Genomic DNA, 15719 nt, shown 5'->3' with positions numbered 1-15719 from the left:
GGATGCGCCCGCGGGGCCCGCGTCGATACCGTGGGCGGATGAGCGCCGCACCCGCCCCCGACAGCGTCGACCGCTTCTGGGTGCGGCCGCGGCCCGACCGCGCGGGGCTGCGGTTCGACGTGATCCTCGCGCTCGTGATGCTCGTGCTCACCGCGTTCAGCGTCATGCAGTACTACGCGCTCGGCATGTACCCCTCGCGGCCCGCGATCTGGGTCATCGTCGCCTGGCTCATGCTGATGTGCGTCCCGCTCGCCTTCCGCCGCCTCCAGCCGGAGGCGGTGACGCTCGTGATCGGCGTGACGTTCGTCGTGGGCGCGTACCAGTACGTCCCGGAGGTGCTGTTCTCGAACATCGCCATGTTCATCGCGATGTACTCGCTCGGCGCCTGGGGCAGGAACCGCCTGCGGGCCAACATCGTGCGCGGCGTGATCGTCGTCGGCATGTTCGCGTGGCTGTTCAGCGCGCTGCTGCAGACCTCGGGGTTCTACTCGATCACCGCTTCCGTCTTCAAGAACGCCCCGGCCGACTCCTGGATCCCCGCGCCGATCGCGTCCGGCCTCGTGACGATCATCACCAACCTCCTCTACTTCGGCGGCGCCTGGTACTTCGGCGACCGCGCCTGGGCCTCGGCGCGGGATCGCTGCGCGCTCGAGACGCGCACCGCCGAGCTGGCGACGGAGCGCGAGCGGGTCGCGGAACAGGCGGTCACGATCGAGCGGGTGCGCATCGCGCGGGAGCTGCACGACGTCGTCGCCCACCACGTGTCGGTGATGGGCGTGCACGCGGGCGCGGCGCGGCGCGTCCTCGCCCGCGACGCGGACAAGGCGGCGGCATCGCTCGGCATCGTGGAGGACAACGCGCGCAGCGCCATCGAGGAGCTGCACCGCATGCTCGTCGCGCTCCGGCAGGAGGAGGACGGCGCGGGATCCGACGAGCGCGCCGGCGCCGACCCCACCCGCACCGCGTCCACCCGCGGCGTCGACCAGCTGCACGAGCTCGTCGCGGACGCGTGCGGCGCGGGCCTGCAGGTCGCGTTCGACGTCATCGGCACCCCGCGGCCGCTCACGCCGACGGTCGACCTCATCGTCTACCGGGTCGCGCAGGAGTCGCTCACTAACGTGCGCAAGCACGCGGGGACGGGCGCGCGCGTCGACCTCCGCCTGCGCTACCTCGCCGGCCGCGTCGAGGTGGAGGTGAGCGACGGCGGGCCCGCGGGCGCCGCGGCGGCCGCGGCGGCGGGTCCCGTGCGGAACGGGCCGGGCGGTCTCGGCCAGCGCGGCATGCGGGAGCGCGTGGCGGCGGTCGGCGGATCCATCGAGATCGGCCCGAAGGCCCGCGGCGGGTACCTCGTGCGGGCATCGGTGCCGACCGGGCGTGCACCCGTCGTGCCGCCCGTGCCGATGCCCGTGCCCCTCTCCGCATCCGTCCCCGCGTCCATGCCCGCACCCGCACCCGCACCCGAGGAGACCCGCGCATGAGCGCCGACCCGATCGCCCCCACCGCCGGCGCGCCCGCGTCCGTCCGCGTCCTGCTCGTCGACGACCAGGCGCTCGTGCGCGCCGGCTTCCGCGTGATCCTCGAGAGCGAGGACGGCATCGAGGTGGTCGGCGAGGCCGCCGACGGCGAGGAGGGCGTGCGCCTGGCCGCCGCGCTCGCGCCTGACGTGATCTGCATGGACGTGCAGATGCCGCGCGTCGACGGGCTCGAGGCCACGCGCCGCATCGTCGCCGACCCGTCCATCCGGGCCGGCGTCCTCATGCTCACCACGTTCGACCGCGAGGACTACCTCTTCACCGCGCTCGACGCGGGCGCGAGCGGCTTCGTGCTGAAGAGCGCGTCGCCGGAGTCGCTCGTGGAGGCCGTCCACGTGATCGCGCGCGGTGACGCGCTGCTGTCGCCCGACGTCACCCGCCGGGTCATCGAGCGCTTCGGCCGCGGATCCGGCGCCTCCGACGACGGCGCCGCGACGCCGCTCCCCGCCCCGACGATCCCCACCGACCCGCGCGTCGCCACCCTCACCGACCGCGAGCTCGAGGTGCTGCGCCTCCTCGCCGAGGGCCTCGCGAACGCGGAGATCGCCGAGCGCCTCTACCTCGGCGAGGCCACGGTGAAGACGCACGTCTCGCGCCTGCTGCTCAAGCTCGGCGTGCGCGACCGCGTGCAGGCCGTCGTGTTCGCCTACGAGCGCGGCATCGTCGTGCCGGGCGCGAGCTGAGCCACGCTGCTGTCGAGGACTACGCGTCGTAGGCGACGTGGTGCAGCTCGGCGTCCGTCCGCTCCGCGTGCAGTCGCGTGTACTCGCGCGCGATGACCTCGGGCGCCGCGTCCGGGTGCCCGCCGCCGATGAGGGCCGTGATCCCGACGTGGGCGACGTAGACGCCCTTCGGCGCGAGGGCGGCGTGCAGGTTGAGCGTCCAGTTGCGGAGGCCCGCGGCCGCGATGTTGACGTTGCCGAGGAACGGCAGGGGCGAGATGGATCCGCCGCCGGTCGTGACGAGCACGGTGCCGCGTCCGGCCTCGATCATGCCCGGCAGGACGTGGCCGACCGCGGTGAGGGCGCCGCCGAGGTAGAAGTCGATCTGCGGCTGCAGGTTCGCAGGTGTCACCTCGAGGACGTCGACGGACTCGAGGGACGGGTCGGCCGGGGAGAACTCGAGCACGTCGATCGGGCCGAGCGCGGCGACGACCGCGTCGAGCGCGCGGGTGATGCTCGCGGCGTCGCGGATGTCGGCCGCGAAGCCCTGCGCGGTGACGCCCTCGGCGCCGAGGGTGGCGGCGAGGCCGTCGAGCTTGGCCTGATCGCGGGAGACGAGCGCGACGGCGAAGCCCTCGCGGCCGAACGCGCGGGCGATCTCGAGGCCGAGTCCGGCGCCTGCGCCGACGATGGTGATGAGGGGCATGGGGATCCTTCGTCCTGGCCGGCCGCAGCCGGCGTGAGCGGTAAGTTGAGGGTGACCTCAGGTGCGAGTGTACGCATGACTTGAGGCATTCCTCAACTTAAGGGAGCCCGATGACCGAACAGCGGAGCATGCGGCGCGACGCGCGCGCCAACGTCGAGAAGCTGCACGCGGCGGCCCTAACGACGTTCACCGCGCGCGGCCTCGGCGCGCCGCTGGAGGACATCGCGCGGGCGGCGGGCGTCAGCATCGGCACGCTCTACAACCGCGTCGGCTCCCGCGAGGCGCTCATCGACGCGGTGATCCCGACCATCGCGGGCGAGAAGCTGCTGGCCCTCAAGGCGTCCGTCGACGCGCAGCCCACCCCGCGCGCACGCCTCGAACGCTTCGTGCACGGCATGGTCGACCTGCAGCTCGAGGACCCCGCCCTCAACGACGCGATGCTCCGCCGCTTCCCCGAGGCCGCCGCGCTCATCAGCACCTGCGATCGCTCCCTCGCGCTCGGGCGTCGGCTCGTCGAGGAGGCGCACGACGACGGGTCCCTGTCGGACGACTTCACCGACGACGACCTCATGGCGATCATCTGGCTGGCCGGCACCGCCAGCCGGGACGCGGCGGCGCCGGACGCCTGGAGACGGGTCATCGACCGGAGCCTGGCCGCCGCGTGGCGGGCGCCCGCGTGAGCCGCCCGCGTCAGAACCCGCCGCGCTGCGACATCGGGGACAGCACCAGCTCGTCGATCCGCACGTGCGGCGGCGAGACGAGCACGAACATCGCCGCGCGCGCCACGTCGTCGGGCGCGAGCATCGCGGCGCGCTCGGCGGCGTCGGGCACAGTGGGACGGAGCGCGAGGAAGTCGCTGTCGATGGTGCCGGGGCAGAGGTGCGTGGCGCGGATCCCGCTGCCCGCCTCCTGCGCGTTGAGGTCGCGCACCAGCGCCCCGAGCGCGGTCTTCGAGGCGCTGTAGGCGACGCCGGCGCCCGGCGAGTGCGTCCACGCGGCGTAGGAGGAGACGAGCACGACCGTGCCGCCGGACGCGCGCAGCAGCGGGAGCGCGGCCGCGACCTGGTGCGCGGGGCCGGTGAGGTTGGTCGCGACGATGCGGTCGAAGTCGGCGACGTCCTGCTCGGCCCACGAGCGGCGCGGGGCGTTGAGGCCGGCGGCGACCACGACGCCGTCGAGCCGATCGAGGCCCGCCACCACGGCGGCGAGCGCGGCGTCGTCGGTCACGTCGAGCGGCGCGACGACCGCGGTGGATCCGAGGTCGTCGACGAGCGCGCGCGTCTCCTCGAGCGCCTCCCGGCGCCGGCCCGAGAGCACGAGCCGCCAGCCGTCGCGGGCCGCGGCGACGGCGGTCGCGCGGCCCACGCCGGATCCCGCGCCGCTGATCCACAGCGTCCGCGGGCTCGCCGATCCCTCCCCAGGCGCGTCGCCGTCGTGGTCGTCGTGCGCCCGTGCTGCGGACATGGCGGTCTCCCTCGGTCACCCCTACGTTGAGGGAAACGCTATTAGGACTGTGGGGAACACGCATGCTCATCGACCTCCGCGACAGGGTCGTCGTCGTCTCCGGTGCCGCCCAGGGCATCGGCCGGGCCATCGCCGAGCGCTTCCAGGAGGAGGGGTGCCGGGTCTTCGGGCTCGACCTCCGCTTCCGCGACGCGCTGCCGGAGGGGATCACCGCGATCGTCGCCGACGTCACCGACCCGGCGTCCGTGCAGGCCGCGGTCGCGCAGGTGGTCGCGACGGCCGGCCGGGTGGACGTGCTCGTGAACAACGCCGGGATCAACGTCGAGGGGTCGGTCGAGACGCTGGATCCCGCGCGCTTCCAGGCCGCGTTCGACGTCAACGTCGGCGGCGTGTTCCTGCTCTCGCAGGCCGTCATCCCGGCCATGAAGGCGGCGGGAGGCGGGCGCATCATCAACGCGGCGTCGTTCGCGGCCGTCATCCCGAGCGTCGGGGCGGCCGCCTACGGCGCGTCGAAGGCGGCGGTCGTGCAGTTCACGCGCGTGCTCGCGAGCGAGCTCGGGCCGTGGGGCATCACCGTCAACGCGTATGCGCCCGGCATGATCCCCACGGCCATGAACGGCTTCGCCGAGATGCCGGAGCCCGCGCAGGACCGCCTGCTCGACACCCTCAGCATCCGCCGGTGGGAGCGGCCCGACGACGTGGCCGACCTGCTCGTGTTCCTCGCGAGCGACCGCGCCGGCTACATCACGGGCACGCTCGTCGACGTCAGCGGCGGCAAGCTCGCGACGCAGATGCCGCAGCGCGCGTACGAGGGCGATGGCGCGCCGGAGCGCGGGCCGCGGGACGGCGCCCGATGAGCGTCACCGTCTGGGACGCCGTGCCGCTCGACACGGTCCGCTCCGAGCACGCCGAGGCACCGCTGTGGGACGCCGCGCGCGGCACCCTCCTCTGGGCCGACCAGTACGTCGGCATCGTGCGCGAGGCCACGCTCGATCCGGTCACGCTCGCGGTCGGGCCCGTCACGGAGACGCACGTCGGCGGGCCGGTCGGCGCGGTCGTCCGGCACGCGGACGGCGGCCACGTGCTCGCCGCCCGCGACGGCTTCGTCCGCCTCACGGCGGAGGGCGAGCTGATCCCCCTGGCCGACGTGCTGCCGGCTGACGGCATCCGGCGCCGCATGAACGACGGCGAGGTGGATCCGCGCGGCCGCCTCTGGGCGGGATCCATGGCCTTCGACAAGACGCCCGGCGCGGGCGCTCTCTACCTGCTCGACCGCGGCCGCGCGACGACCGTCCTCGAGGGCGTCACCATCTCCAACGGCACCGCGTTCTCGGCCGACGGCGCCGAGATGCTCTACATCGACACCCCCACGCAGCAGGTGCGGCGCTTCCGCGTCACCGACGAGGGCGGGCTGACGGATCCCGAGGTGGTGGTCGAGATCGACCCCGCCGACGGCCACCCCGACGGCATGTGCGTCGACGACGAGGGCTCCATCTGGGTCGCGCTCTGGGGCGGCAGCGAGGTTCGCCGCTACTCCCCGACCGGCGAGCACGTCGGTTCGGTGCGCGTCGACGCGCCCCAGGTCTCCAGCTGCGCGTTCGTGGGCCCCGACCGCGACGTGCTCGTCATCACCACCTCGCAGGAGGGCTACACGCCCGAGGACTCGGCCCGCCATCCGCGCGCGGGCACGCTGTTCGCTGTTCGGCCGGGCGTCGCGGGCCCGGCGGCGAGCGCCTACGCGTAGGCGGTGATCGAGGCGGAGTCGACGAAGCCGGATCCGCGTCCGGCACGGCGGGCGGCTCCCCCGACGAGCGCGGCCGACGCGACGGCTACCACGACCCCGGCGAGCACGGCGGCCATGACGGCACCGAGGGACGAGTGCGCGAGCACGAGCCCCGCGACGAAGGCGAGGCCCTGCACGAGCCACAGCGCGTGGATCCACCGCCGCCACGAACGCCGCGCCGTGGTCACGCGGTCGAGGCCGCGGCGCACCCGGGCGACCGCGACGACCCGGACGAGCACCGACAGCGCCGACAGGCCGAGCCCGGAGAGCGCGAGCGGCGCGGTGCCGATGCCGGTGGCGATCGACGCGAAGAGCACGAAGCCCGCCGCGCCGATCCCGTCGGCGACGGCCTGGACGACGGTGGCGCTGCGCATGATCCGACCCTAGGAGAGCCGACCGCGCGGATCCCCGCCGGCCGCGCCCCATTCCGCCGAGGCCGCGCCCCCATCCCCCACCCGGTTCCCCCTCACGGCGGACTCCCCCGCGCGCCCCCGCACCTAGCGTGAGCAGCACGGATCACCCGTGCCCACCGAGGAGGCCATTCGTGCTCGAAGTCCAGAACGTCACGCGATCGTTCGGGGACCGCCGCGTCCTCGACGACGTGTCCTTCGCCGTGCGGCCGGGGAGGCTGACCGGCTTCGTCGGCGGCAACGGCGCCGGCAAGACCACCACCATGCGGATCATGCTCGGCGTGCTCACCGCCGACTCCGGCGCTGTATCGCTGAACGGCAGCGACCTCGGCACCTCCAGCCGCCGCACCTTCGGCTACATGCCCGAGGAGCGCGGCCTCTACCCGAAGATGAAGCTGCAGGAGCAGATCGTCTACCTCGGCCGCCTCCACGGCATGAGCGCCGCTGACGCGACCGCCAGCACCGAGCGCCTGCTCGAGCGGCTCAGCCTCGGCGAGCGCCGGAACGACCCCATCGAGTCGCTGTCGCTCGGCAACCAGCAGCGGGCGCAGATCGCGGCGAGCCTCGTGCACGACCCCGAGGTGCTCGTGCTCGACGAGCCGTTCTCGGGCCTCGACCCGATCGCGGTCGAGACCGTCCTGGGCGTCCTCACCGAGCGGGCTGCCCAGGGCGTGCCCGTGCTCTTCTCCTCGCACCAGCTCGACATCGTGGAGCGCCTCTGCGACGACGTGGTCGTCATCGCCGAGGGCCGGATCCGGGCATCCGGCGACCGCGAGGAGCTGCGCGACCAGCACAGCCGCCCCCTCACGGAGCTGCAGATCGCGGGCGACGGCGGCTGGGTGCGCGACGTGCCCGGTGTCGAGGTCGTCGAGTTCGACGGCGGCTACGTGCTCTTCGAGGCCGAGGAGGAGGCGCGGCAGCGCGTGCTCGCCGAGGCCGTCTCCCGCGGATCCGTCACGGGCTTCACCCGTCGCCGCCCCACCCTCAGCGAGATCTTCCAGGAGGTCGTCCAGTGAGCACCACCACCGCGAGCCGACGGGGCACCGCCCCGACGTTCGCCCAGTCCACGCTGCTCGTGACGGGCCGCGAGGTGCGCATGCGCCTGCGCAGCAAGTCGTTCCTCATCAGCACGGGGATCCTGCTCGTCGGGATCCTCGCCTCCATCATCGTGAGCGGCTTCCTCACCGCGAACGGCGGCCCGGGGAACGGCGACACCACGCGCGTCGCCGTGGTCGGCTCCGCCCAGCAGGCCGTCTCGGGCGCCGCGTCGCTCGAGGGCGTGCCCGCCGACAGCGTCGAGGACGCGCGGGCGATGGTGCGCGACGGCGAGGTGGACGCGGCGGTCGTCCCCGACACCCAGGCGGACTCCGACGGCGCCGTACTCGTGATCGGCGACACCTCCGCGCCCGACGGCGTGGTGAGCGCGCTCACCGACACCCCGCGCGTCGAGCTCCTCGACGAGCCGACCACGGACCCCGCCATCGCCTACCTCGTCGCGATCGCGTTCGGCGTGGTGTTCTTCATCTCCGCGCTGACGTTCGGGCAGATCATCGCCCAGAGCGTGGTCGAGGAGAAGCAGACGCGGGTGGTCGAGCTGCTCATGTCGACCATCCCCGTGCGGGCGCTGCTCGCCGGCAAGGTGCTCGGCAACAGCATCCTGGCGTTCACGCAGATCGCCCTCATCGCCCTGATGTCCGGCGTCGGCCTCCTCGTGACCGAGCAGACCGCGCTGCTCGCGATCGTCGGCCCCGCGGTGATCTGGTTCGTCGTGTTCTTCCTGTTCGGGTTCGTGCTGCTCGCGTCGCTCTTCGCGACGGCGGCCTCGCTCGTCTCCCGCCAGGAGGACGTGGGCGCCGTCACGGCTCCGGTCACGTACCTCGTGATGATCCCGTACTTCGCGGTCATCTTCTTCAACGACAACCCCGTGGTGATGACGGTCATGTCGTACGTGCCGTTCTCGGCCCCGGTCGGGATGCCGATGCGCCTGTTCCTCGGCGAGGCCCAGTGGTGGGAGCCGCTGGTGTCGCTCGCCGTGCTCATCGCGACGACCGCCGTGGTGGTCGCCCTGGGATCCCGCATCTACAGCAACTCGCTCCTGCGCACCGGATCCCGCGTGAAGCTGAAGGACGCGCTGAAGGGATGATCGACGCGCTGCAGGACTTCACGAGCGGCCTGCCGGAGCTGCTCCGCTGGTTCGGGGTCATGGTCACCGCGATGATCCCGTTCCTCGAGGTCGAGTTCGCGGCCGTGGTGGGCGTGATCAGCGGCCAGCACGTCGCGATCGCGGTGCTCGCGGCGGTGGTCGGCAACGTCGCCGTCGTGGCGCTGATCGTGCTGGTCGCGTCGCGCACGCGCAACCGGATCACGCGCGACAGCACGAAGGAGGAGACGCCCCGGCGTGCCAAGATCCGCCGCACGTTCGACCGCTACGGCGTGCCGGGCGTCAGCCTCCTCGGCCCGCTCCTGGTGCCCACGCACTTCACGTCGGCCGCGATGGTCTCCTTCGGCGCCCGCCCGCGGGCGGTGCTGATCTGGGAGACGATCGCCATCGCCGTCTGGGGCGTCGCCTTCGGGGCGCTCGCGGTGCTGGGGCTCACGGTGGCGTGACGCGGCAGCGCGGCGAGAGCGCGTGACGGGAGTTTGTTCACTTTCACATGGCGTTCAGTATGATCGAACGCATGCAGAAACTGAACGCAGAGCACGGCGCGGCACCGTTGCAGCTCATCGCGCGATGGCTTGATGATCACGGCCTCCGGCTGGATCGACGCGGCCGCCATCCCGAGGAAGGACCGCTGCTGTCCGACCTCGAGGACGGCGTCCCCGGTGCCGCGGTCCTCTCCCACGCGAACGGCACGGCCATCGCCGCCCTCGAGGTGATGTGGGCCGAACGCATGACACACGCCGCGGCAGTTCGAGCAGCCCCCGATGCCGTCACGGCGGGGCGACTGCTGCTCGTCGGACCGCACGTCTCCGGCCGCGGCGCTGCGATCCTGCGCGAGGTGGGCATCCACCACCTCGACGCCGCGGGCAATGCGTGGCTCCGCCTCCCCGGCGTGGTCGTCGACGTCCGGGGACGGACCCCCGAGAAGCCGATCGGGCCGCGCGGAAGCGACGCGACGCAGTCGAACCTGTTCAGCTCCCGCCGTGCGCAGGTGATCTTCGCCCTGATCTCCTGGCCCGAGCTGGTGAGCGCTCCCATCCGACGGATCGCCGCAGCGTCCCATGTCTCAGTAGGGCTGACGCAGGACACGATGAAGCTCCTGGAGCGGGAGGGCTATGTGCGGACGTGGCCGGAACACCACCTGGATCGGGTGCCCGAGCTGATCGACAGATGGGTCGCCGCCTTCCCTCTCGGGCTCGGGTCCCCGGGCCGGACTCGTGGCTACCACGCGGAGCGCATGGACATGCAGGCGACCGCGAGCAGCTCCGTGCGCGTGAGCGGCGAGATGGCCGCTCCCGGCCTCCGCGGCAATACTGCGGTCGTGTACACCGACGAGGACGTGAGGCTGCTCGCGCTCCGGAACCGCTGGCGGTCGGATCGTGAGCCGAACGTCCTGGTCCGCGAGATGTTCTGGACGGAACCCGAGACGGCCGAAGCGCCCGTTCCACCCGGCGTCCGCGACGCGCCGCCGCTCCTCGTCTTCGCGGACCTCGTCGCCTCCGGGGACAGCAGGCAACGCGGGGTGGCCGAGGACATGCGGAAGGCGGACCGTGGACTTCACGCGAGTCGATGACGACCGACTCGCCCTGGTGGATGCGGTCGTCTCGGAGGTGCTCCGCGTCACCGAGGTCGATGCGGGTTCCGTGCTCCTCATCGGCGCCGAGGCACGGGACATCCTCCACTCCGCGCGCGGACACGACACCTCGCTCCGTGGCACCACCGACGTGGACATCGGGATCGCCGTCGAGGACTGGGCTGTGTACGCGCGCATCGAGGAGACGTTCGCGCGGACCGGTGACAGCGGCATCCGGTTCCTCATCGCGGGCATGCCCGTGGACGTCGTCCCGTTCGGCGAGGTCGAGGACCCTCGCGGCGTGACGAGGCCGCGTGCGCGCGGCGACGAGGACCTGGTGGTCTTCGGCTTCGCCGACGCGCTCCGCCTCGCCTGGCCGCTTCCCCTGCCGAGCGGAGCCGTAGTCCGGCTTCCCCGCGTCGAGGCCTACGTGGTGATGAAGATGAGCGCATGGATGGAGCGGTCGCCCGGATACGAGCACAGGGACGCATATGACCTGTCCGTCGCCCTCGGCTGGTACGTCGCCGACCAGAGCGTCACGGCACGGGCATGGGAGCGCGACGCGCTCGTCCTCGAGGCGGACGGTGACCTCGAACTCGTGATCGCCGCCTTCCTCGGCGCGGACGCTGCGGCCACCCTGTCGCAGCAGGACCGGGACGACCTCCGGGAGCGCTGGCGCAGGACCGACATGGACGCGCTCGCCCGCGCATTCTCGACGGGCCCGCGACAGCCCTGGTCCGGCGATCCTGCACGGTCGAGGCGCCTCCTCGATTGGCTGACCAGGGGCTTGTCCCTCCCCGGAGACGGCGGGGTCGCGTGACCTCCCCGCCGGATCCCGGTGCCTGACCGAGCGCGCGAACCGGCCGGGCCCGCGTACGGTCGACGCATGACCGACGCGACGCCGCCAGGATGCCGCACGCACCTCGAGCTGCCGCTGTACGGCGCGTCGTGGCAGGAGGCGATGCGGAGGTTCTTCCTCAAGTACGCGACCTTCCGCGGGCGCGCCAGCCGGAGCGAGTTCTGGTGGTGGGCGCTCACGGGGTTCGTCGTCTCGTCCGCGCTCCGGACCCTCAGCAGCCTGAACGCCGACAGCCGCGAGTCGCTCGGGTCCTTCGACGCCGTGACCATCATCGACCCCTGGAGCGCCGTGCTCTCCGTGCTCCAGCTGGCGGTCTTCATCCCGTCGCTGGCCGTCTCCTGGCGGCGGCTGCACGACGTCGACCGCAGCGGCGCGTGGACGTTCATCAACTTCATCCCGGTCCTCGGGACGATCGTCTACGTGGTCATGACCGCGGGGCGGTCACGGCCGGGCGGGGCGCGGTTCGACTGACGCCGCGGGTCCCCGGATCCGGCCATCGGCGCGGGCCGGCCCGCCGAGCGCTAGGAGCGGTCGGCAGCCTCGTCGTCGTCGCGGGATGCGGCCTTGCCGCCGACCTCGACGCGGTCGCCCTGGACCTCCACCGTGGCGGGGCCGTCGACCTCCACGCGGGTGGTGCCGTCACCGTGCCCGTCGACGACCACGGTGACCTCGGGTGCGGATCCGGCATGCGTCGCGTACGTGTCGAAGTCGGCCGCGTCGTCGGCATCGTCGGCGGCCGCGCGCTCGTCGCGCTCCTCGGCCGCCTCGCGGGTCTCCTCGACGTCCGCCTTCGCGGAGTCGGCGAGCACGGCGCCCGCGGCCTTCGCGCGGTCGGCCACCTCGGAGCCGATCTCCTTCGCGGTGTCCGCGGCGCGCGATCCGGCGTCCTGCGCGCGGTCGGCGGCGTCGGCGGACGCGTCCTGGATCCGGTCGCCGGCGTCGCGGGCGCGGTCGGCGGCCTCGGCTCCCGCGGCCTTCGCCCTGTCGAGCCCCTCGGCTCCCGCGGCCTTCGCCTTCTCGAGCCCCTCGGACCCGGCCGCCTTCGCCTTCTCGAGCGCGTCCGATCCGGCGTCCTTCGCCTTCTCGAGCGCGGCGCCCGCGGGCGACTGCTCGTCGTCGAACGGGCCGTGCACGTCGGTCACGCGGATGTTCACGCGGACGGCGCCGGGCGCGATCTGCCGTGCGGCACGCCCCACCTGCTCGCGCGTCTCGTCGACGACGTCCTGCACGGGCGTCGGGTACTCGACCACGAGGTCGATGTCGATCACGGTGCCGCCGGCCTCCTCGGAGACCGTGACGCCGGGTCCGGTGCTCGTGCCGCGGATCGCCCGCGACGCCGCGTCGAGCGCCCGCGCGGCCGAGCCGCCGAGGTGGTGCACGCCCGTGACGCCCGCGGCGGTCTCCGCCGCGGCGACGCCGATGCGGTGCGCGGCCGTCTCCCCCTCCGGGTGCGCGGCGTCGATGCCGGTCAGGTCGATGGGTCGGATGGCGGGTGCGGCGTCGTTCACGGCGGTGCTCCTTCGGTGGTGCGGGTGCGGATGGGTGCGAGGGCGCGGCGGCGTGCCGCGCGGGCGGATCAGGCGGGGACGTCGGCGGCGCGGGTCAGCGCGCGGTGCGCGAGCCCGGCGATCGCGGCGCCGACCAGCGGCGCGACGATGAACGCCCACACCTGCCCGAGCGCGACGGGCCCGCCGTAGACCGCGGCCGCGATGGAGCGGGCCGGGTTCACGGAGGTGTTGCTGACCGGGATGCTGATGAGGTGGATCAGGGTGAGCGTCAGCCCGATGACGAGGGGCGCGACGGCCGCGTACGCCTTCTGGCCGGTGACGGCGAGGATCACGGTCACGAAGACGGCGGTGAGGATCACCTCGACGAGGAGCACGGCCGCGAGGCCGAAGCCGCCGGGCGAGGCCTCGCCGTATCCGTTCGACGCGAAGCCCGCGTCCTGCGCGGCCGCGAGGTAGCCGGCGGGGCCGTCGGCGGCGATGAGCGCGAGGGCGCTGGATCCGAGGATCCCGCCGACGAGCTGCGCGACCACGTAGCCGGGCACCTCGCGCCAGCCGATGCGGCCCGCGAACGCGAGGCCGACGCTGACGGCCGGGTTGAAGTGGCCGCCGGAGATCCCGCCGACCGCGGCGACGCCCGCCATGACCGTGAGGCCGAACGCGAGCGCGACGCCCAGGAAGCCGACGCCCGTGGCGTTGCCGTCGTCCGGGAACGCGGACGCGTAGAGCGCGGTGCCGACGCCGCCGAAGACGAGGAGGAACGTGCCGAACGCCTCGGCGCCCCAGCGCGCGGCGGTGGACGGGCGGTCGCCGGCGGATGCCGCCTTCTGCCCGCGGCCCTGGGCCGGGGTGTCGCGGGGAGCCTTCGCGGCGGTGGTCGACTTGCTCATCGGTTCGTGTCCTCTGGGTGCTGCGGGTGGTGCGGCGGTGATGCGGTTGCGCGGGGCGGCATGCCCCGCACGCGGCGACGGGACCGGGTCGTGCCCGGTCCCGTCCGCGTGGGAGGTGCTACTGGACGCGGCTCTTGGAGTCGTCGTCGTCCTTGTCGTCCGACGGGATGTGCACGTCGGAGACGGTGACGTTGACCTCGGCGACGTCCATGCCGACGACCTGCGAGATCGCGTCGGTGACGGACTCGCGGATCCGGTCGGCGAGGTCCTGCAGCGCGACGGGGTACTCGGCGACGACGACGATGTCCGCGGCGACCTGCTTCTCGCCGACCTCGACGGAGATGCCCTGGCCGCGGTCCTGCTGGCCGATGACGTTGCGGATCGCGCCGACGGCACGGGCCGCGCCGTTGCCGAGGTCGTGGACGCCGGGGACCTGGCGGGCCGCGATGCCGGCGACCTTCTCGACGACGCCGTCGGCGATCGTGTTCTTGCCCGAGGCGGAGTCGGCGGGCGTGTGCTTGGCGGCGGCGCGGCTGGATGCGGTGGCGGGGGTGACGTCGGTCATGTGGTGCTCCTGAGGTGGATGGGGCGCGCTCCCGTCGAGGGGATCGCGGTGCCGGCTGGATGCCCGGCACGTCAAGGAGACGGGCCGGGTGCCCCGCTCGTCCCCGACGTTCAGCGTTCCTCCAGGCGGGAGCGGCTGGGCTTCGCTGCGCGGCCAGCGGGCGGCATCCGGCGTGCGCTTTCCGGCCAGGGCGCCACCCCGTCGTCGGCCGGCGTCGTCGGCCGGCGTCGCCCTCCGCCCCGGCACCCGCTCGCACCCCGGCCTAGGGTGAGCCCATGACCCCTCCCGACGGCACGACCCTGCACCACGACGTGCTCGTGATCGGCGGGGGGAACGCCGGCCTCTCGGTCGCGGGCCGGCTCCGGCGGTACGGCGTCGACGACGTCGCGGTGATCGAGCCGCGCGACACGCACTACTACCAGCCGATGTTCTCGCACGTCGCGGGCGGCACCGCGCGGGCGTCGCAGGCCACGCGGCCGCAGGGGTCCGTCACGCCGAAGGGCGTCACGTGGATCCGGGACCGCGTCGCCGGCATCGACCCGGCCGCGAAGACGGTGACGCTCGAGTCCGGCCGCCGCGTCTCCTACGGCCAGCTCATCGTGTGCCCCGGCATCCAGAAGGACTGGGATCGCGTGCCCGGCCTCGTCGAGGCGATGGACTCGCCCGTCGGCATCTCGAACTACGAGCACCGCTACGCGGCGAAGGCGTCGACGGTGCTGCGCGACGTGCGCTCCGGCACGGTCGTCTTCACGCAGCCCGACGGTCCCGGGACCTGCTCGGGCGCATCGCAGAAGCCCATGTACCTCGCATGCGACCACTGGCGGGCGATCGGCGTGCTCGACGACATCCGCGTGGTGCTCGTCGTGCCGACGCCGACCATGTTCGGCATGCCCCTCGTCGACGCCGAGCTCGAGCGCAAGGTCGCCGAGTACGGCATCGAGGTGCGGTACGGGCGCGAGCTCGTGGGCGTGGATCCGGCCGCCCGCACCGTCGAGATCGCCGGCGTCGACCGCGCCCGCGCGCTCCTCGGCCCGGACCACGCGGCGCAGCAGGGCCTCGAGGACGCGGATCGCGAGACGCTCTCCTACGACGTGCTGCACGCGGTGCCGCCGCAGTCCGCGCCCGACTGGCTCGCCGACACGGGCCTCGCAGCTCCCGGCGACGCGGGCGGCTTCGTCGAGGTGGATCCGCTGACCCTCCGCCACCCGCGCTTCCCCGACGTGTGGGCGCTCGGCGACGCCGCCGCGACCACGAACTCGAAGTCGGGTGGCGCGCTCCGCCAGCAGACCACCACGGTCGCGAAGAACCTCGTCGCGGCGCTCGAGGGGAAGCCGCTGCCGCAGACGTACGACGGGTACTCGGTGTGCCCGTTCGTGGTCTCCCGCTCGACCGTGGTGTTCGCCGAGTTCGACGACCGCTACCGCCCGAAGCCCACGATCCCCGGCTGGAAGGGCCTCGCGAAGGAGCGCCGCATCACGTTCCTCGCCGACCGCTACGTGCTCCCGTGGGTGTACTGGAACCTGATCCTGCAGGGCCGCGCCTGATCCAAACGGCCCGCCGGGCGGATCCGCCGTCGGACGGACGCGCCGCCGCCCAGCGCCCCGCGAGG

At 73.5% G+C, this 15719-nt stretch carries 18 protein-coding genes; 12 read left to right on the top strand and 6 right to left on the bottom strand.

What is annotated here, in order from left to right; all coding sequences use genetic code 11:
* Positions 1-38: 38 nt before the first annotated feature.
* Together JOE38_RS12370 and JOE38_RS12365 are read left to right on the top strand one after the other, a co-directional pair.
* Positions 39-1478, top strand: coding sequence for a sensor histidine kinase (locus tag JOE38_RS12370; RefSeq protein WP_204576557.1), 1440 nt, complete (start codon positions 39-41; stop codon positions 1476-1478).
* Entirely contained in the window at positions 1475-2215 is a 741-nt protein-coding gene (locus JOE38_RS12365; protein WP_204576556.1) for a response regulator, read from the top strand. Before JOE38_RS12370 ends, JOE38_RS12365 begins: the two co-directional genes overlap by 4 nt.
* A gap of 19 nt (positions 2216-2234) precedes the next feature.
* On the opposite strand, the gene JOE38_RS12360 is transcribed toward JOE38_RS12365, so the two are convergent.
* Positions 2235-2900, bottom strand: coding sequence for an SDR family NAD(P)-dependent oxidoreductase (locus JOE38_RS12360; protein WP_204576555.1), 666 nt, complete (start codon positions 2898-2900; stop codon positions 2235-2237).
* Positions 2901-3010: 110 nt separating this feature from the next.
* Between JOE38_RS12360 and JOE38_RS12355 the strand changes: the two genes are divergently transcribed.
* Positions 3011-3580, top strand: coding sequence for a TetR/AcrR family transcriptional regulator (locus tag JOE38_RS12355; RefSeq protein ID WP_204576554.1), 570 nt, complete (start codon positions 3011-3013; stop codon positions 3578-3580).
* A gap of 10 nt (positions 3581-3590) precedes the next feature.
* Here JOE38_RS12355 and JOE38_RS12350 read toward each other — a convergent pair whose 3' ends face one another.
* Positions 3591-4364 (bottom strand): SDR family oxidoreductase, encoded by a 774-nt coding sequence (locus tag JOE38_RS12350; protein ID WP_204576553.1) that lies wholly within the window; start codon positions 4362-4364, stop codon positions 3591-3593.
* Positions 4365-4426: 62 nt separating this feature from the next.
* Between JOE38_RS12350 and JOE38_RS12345 the strand changes: the two genes are divergently transcribed.
* Together JOE38_RS12345 and JOE38_RS12340 are read left to right on the top strand one after the other, a co-directional pair.
* Positions 4427-5221, top strand: coding sequence for an SDR family NAD(P)-dependent oxidoreductase (locus tag JOE38_RS12345; protein WP_204576552.1), 795 nt, complete (start codon positions 4427-4429; stop codon positions 5219-5221).
* The gene (locus JOE38_RS12340; protein ID WP_204576551.1) at positions 5218-6108 is read left to right on the top strand and encodes an SMP-30/gluconolactonase/LRE family protein; all 891 of its coding nucleotides are present in this window, start codon (positions 5218-5220) and stop codon (positions 6106-6108) included. The genes JOE38_RS12345 and JOE38_RS12340 overlap by 4 nt, the downstream gene beginning before the upstream one ends.
* On the opposite strand, the gene JOE38_RS12335 is transcribed toward JOE38_RS12340, so the two are convergent.
* A complete protein-coding gene (locus JOE38_RS12335) occupies positions 6099-6521 on the bottom strand; it encodes a hypothetical protein (protein WP_204576550.1) in 423 nt (140 codons plus the stop codon). The two genes, JOE38_RS12340 and JOE38_RS12335, sit on opposite strands and share 10 nt — an antisense overlap.
* 170 nt (positions 6522-6691) lie before the next feature.
* Between JOE38_RS12335 and JOE38_RS12330 the strand changes: the two genes are divergently transcribed.
* From JOE38_RS12330 to JOE38_RS12305, 6 genes are all read left to right on the top strand, one after another.
* A complete protein-coding gene (locus JOE38_RS12330) occupies positions 6692-7573 on the top strand; it encodes an ABC transporter ATP-binding protein (RefSeq protein WP_204576549.1) in 882 nt (293 codons plus the stop codon).
* A complete protein-coding gene (locus JOE38_RS12325; protein ID WP_204576548.1) occupies positions 7570-8700 on the top strand; it encodes an ABC transporter permease in 1131 nt (376 codons plus the stop codon). The genes JOE38_RS12330 and JOE38_RS12325 overlap by 4 nt, the downstream gene beginning before the upstream one ends.
* Positions 8697-9164 carry a hypothetical protein gene (locus tag JOE38_RS12320; protein WP_204576547.1) on the top strand — a complete coding sequence of 156 codons (468 nt, stop codon included), beginning with the start codon at positions 8697-8699 and terminating at the stop codon, positions 9162-9164. Before JOE38_RS12325 ends, JOE38_RS12320 begins: the two co-directional genes overlap by 4 nt.
* Positions 9165-9223: 59 nt before the next feature.
* Complete coding sequence (locus JOE38_RS12315) at positions 9224-10291, top strand: type IV toxin-antitoxin system AbiEi family antitoxin (protein ID WP_204576546.1); 1068 nt, start codon at positions 9224-9226, stop codon at positions 10289-10291.
* Positions 10269-11111, top strand: coding sequence for a hypothetical protein (locus JOE38_RS12310; protein WP_204576545.1), 843 nt, complete (start codon positions 10269-10271; stop codon positions 11109-11111). The genes JOE38_RS12315 and JOE38_RS12310 overlap by 23 nt, the downstream gene beginning before the upstream one ends.
* A 66-nt stretch (positions 11112-11177) precedes the next feature.
* Positions 11178-11621 (top strand): DUF805 domain-containing protein, encoded by a 444-nt coding sequence (locus JOE38_RS12305; protein WP_204576544.1) that lies wholly within the window; start codon positions 11178-11180, stop codon positions 11619-11621.
* 50 nt (positions 11622-11671) lie between these two features.
* Here JOE38_RS12305 and JOE38_RS12300 read toward each other — a convergent pair whose 3' ends face one another.
* The 3 genes from JOE38_RS12300 to JOE38_RS12290 form a co-directional block, all read right to left on the bottom strand.
* Entirely contained in the window at positions 11672-12658 is a 987-nt protein-coding gene (locus JOE38_RS12300; RefSeq protein WP_204576543.1) for an Asp23/Gls24 family envelope stress response protein, read from the bottom strand.
* A gap of 68 nt (positions 12659-12726) precedes the next feature.
* The gene (gene aqpZ / locus JOE38_RS12295; protein ID WP_204576542.1) at positions 12727-13545 is read right to left on the bottom strand and encodes an aquaporin Z; all 819 of its coding nucleotides are present in this window, start codon (positions 13543-13545) and stop codon (positions 12727-12729) included.
* Between the two features lie 118 nt (positions 13546-13663).
* Positions 13664-14110, bottom strand: a complete 447-nt coding sequence (locus JOE38_RS12290; protein WP_204576541.1) for an Asp23/Gls24 family envelope stress response protein — start codon at positions 14108-14110, stop codon at positions 13664-13666.
* 275 nt (positions 14111-14385) lie between these two features.
* Between JOE38_RS12290 and JOE38_RS12285 the strand changes: the two genes are divergently transcribed.
* Positions 14386-15654: an NAD(P)/FAD-dependent oxidoreductase gene (locus tag JOE38_RS12285; protein WP_204576540.1), complete on the top strand. Its 1269-nt coding sequence runs from the start codon at positions 14386-14388 to the stop codon at positions 15652-15654.
* The last annotated feature ends 65 nt before the right edge of the window (positions 15655-15719 follow it).

Source organism: Clavibacter michiganensis (genome assembly GCF_016907085.1).
Taxonomy (GTDB): Bacteria; Actinomycetota; Actinomycetes; order Actinomycetales; family Microbacteriaceae; genus Clavibacter; species Clavibacter michiganensis_O.
This window is presented reverse-complemented; position numbering and strand designations above follow the sequence as displayed.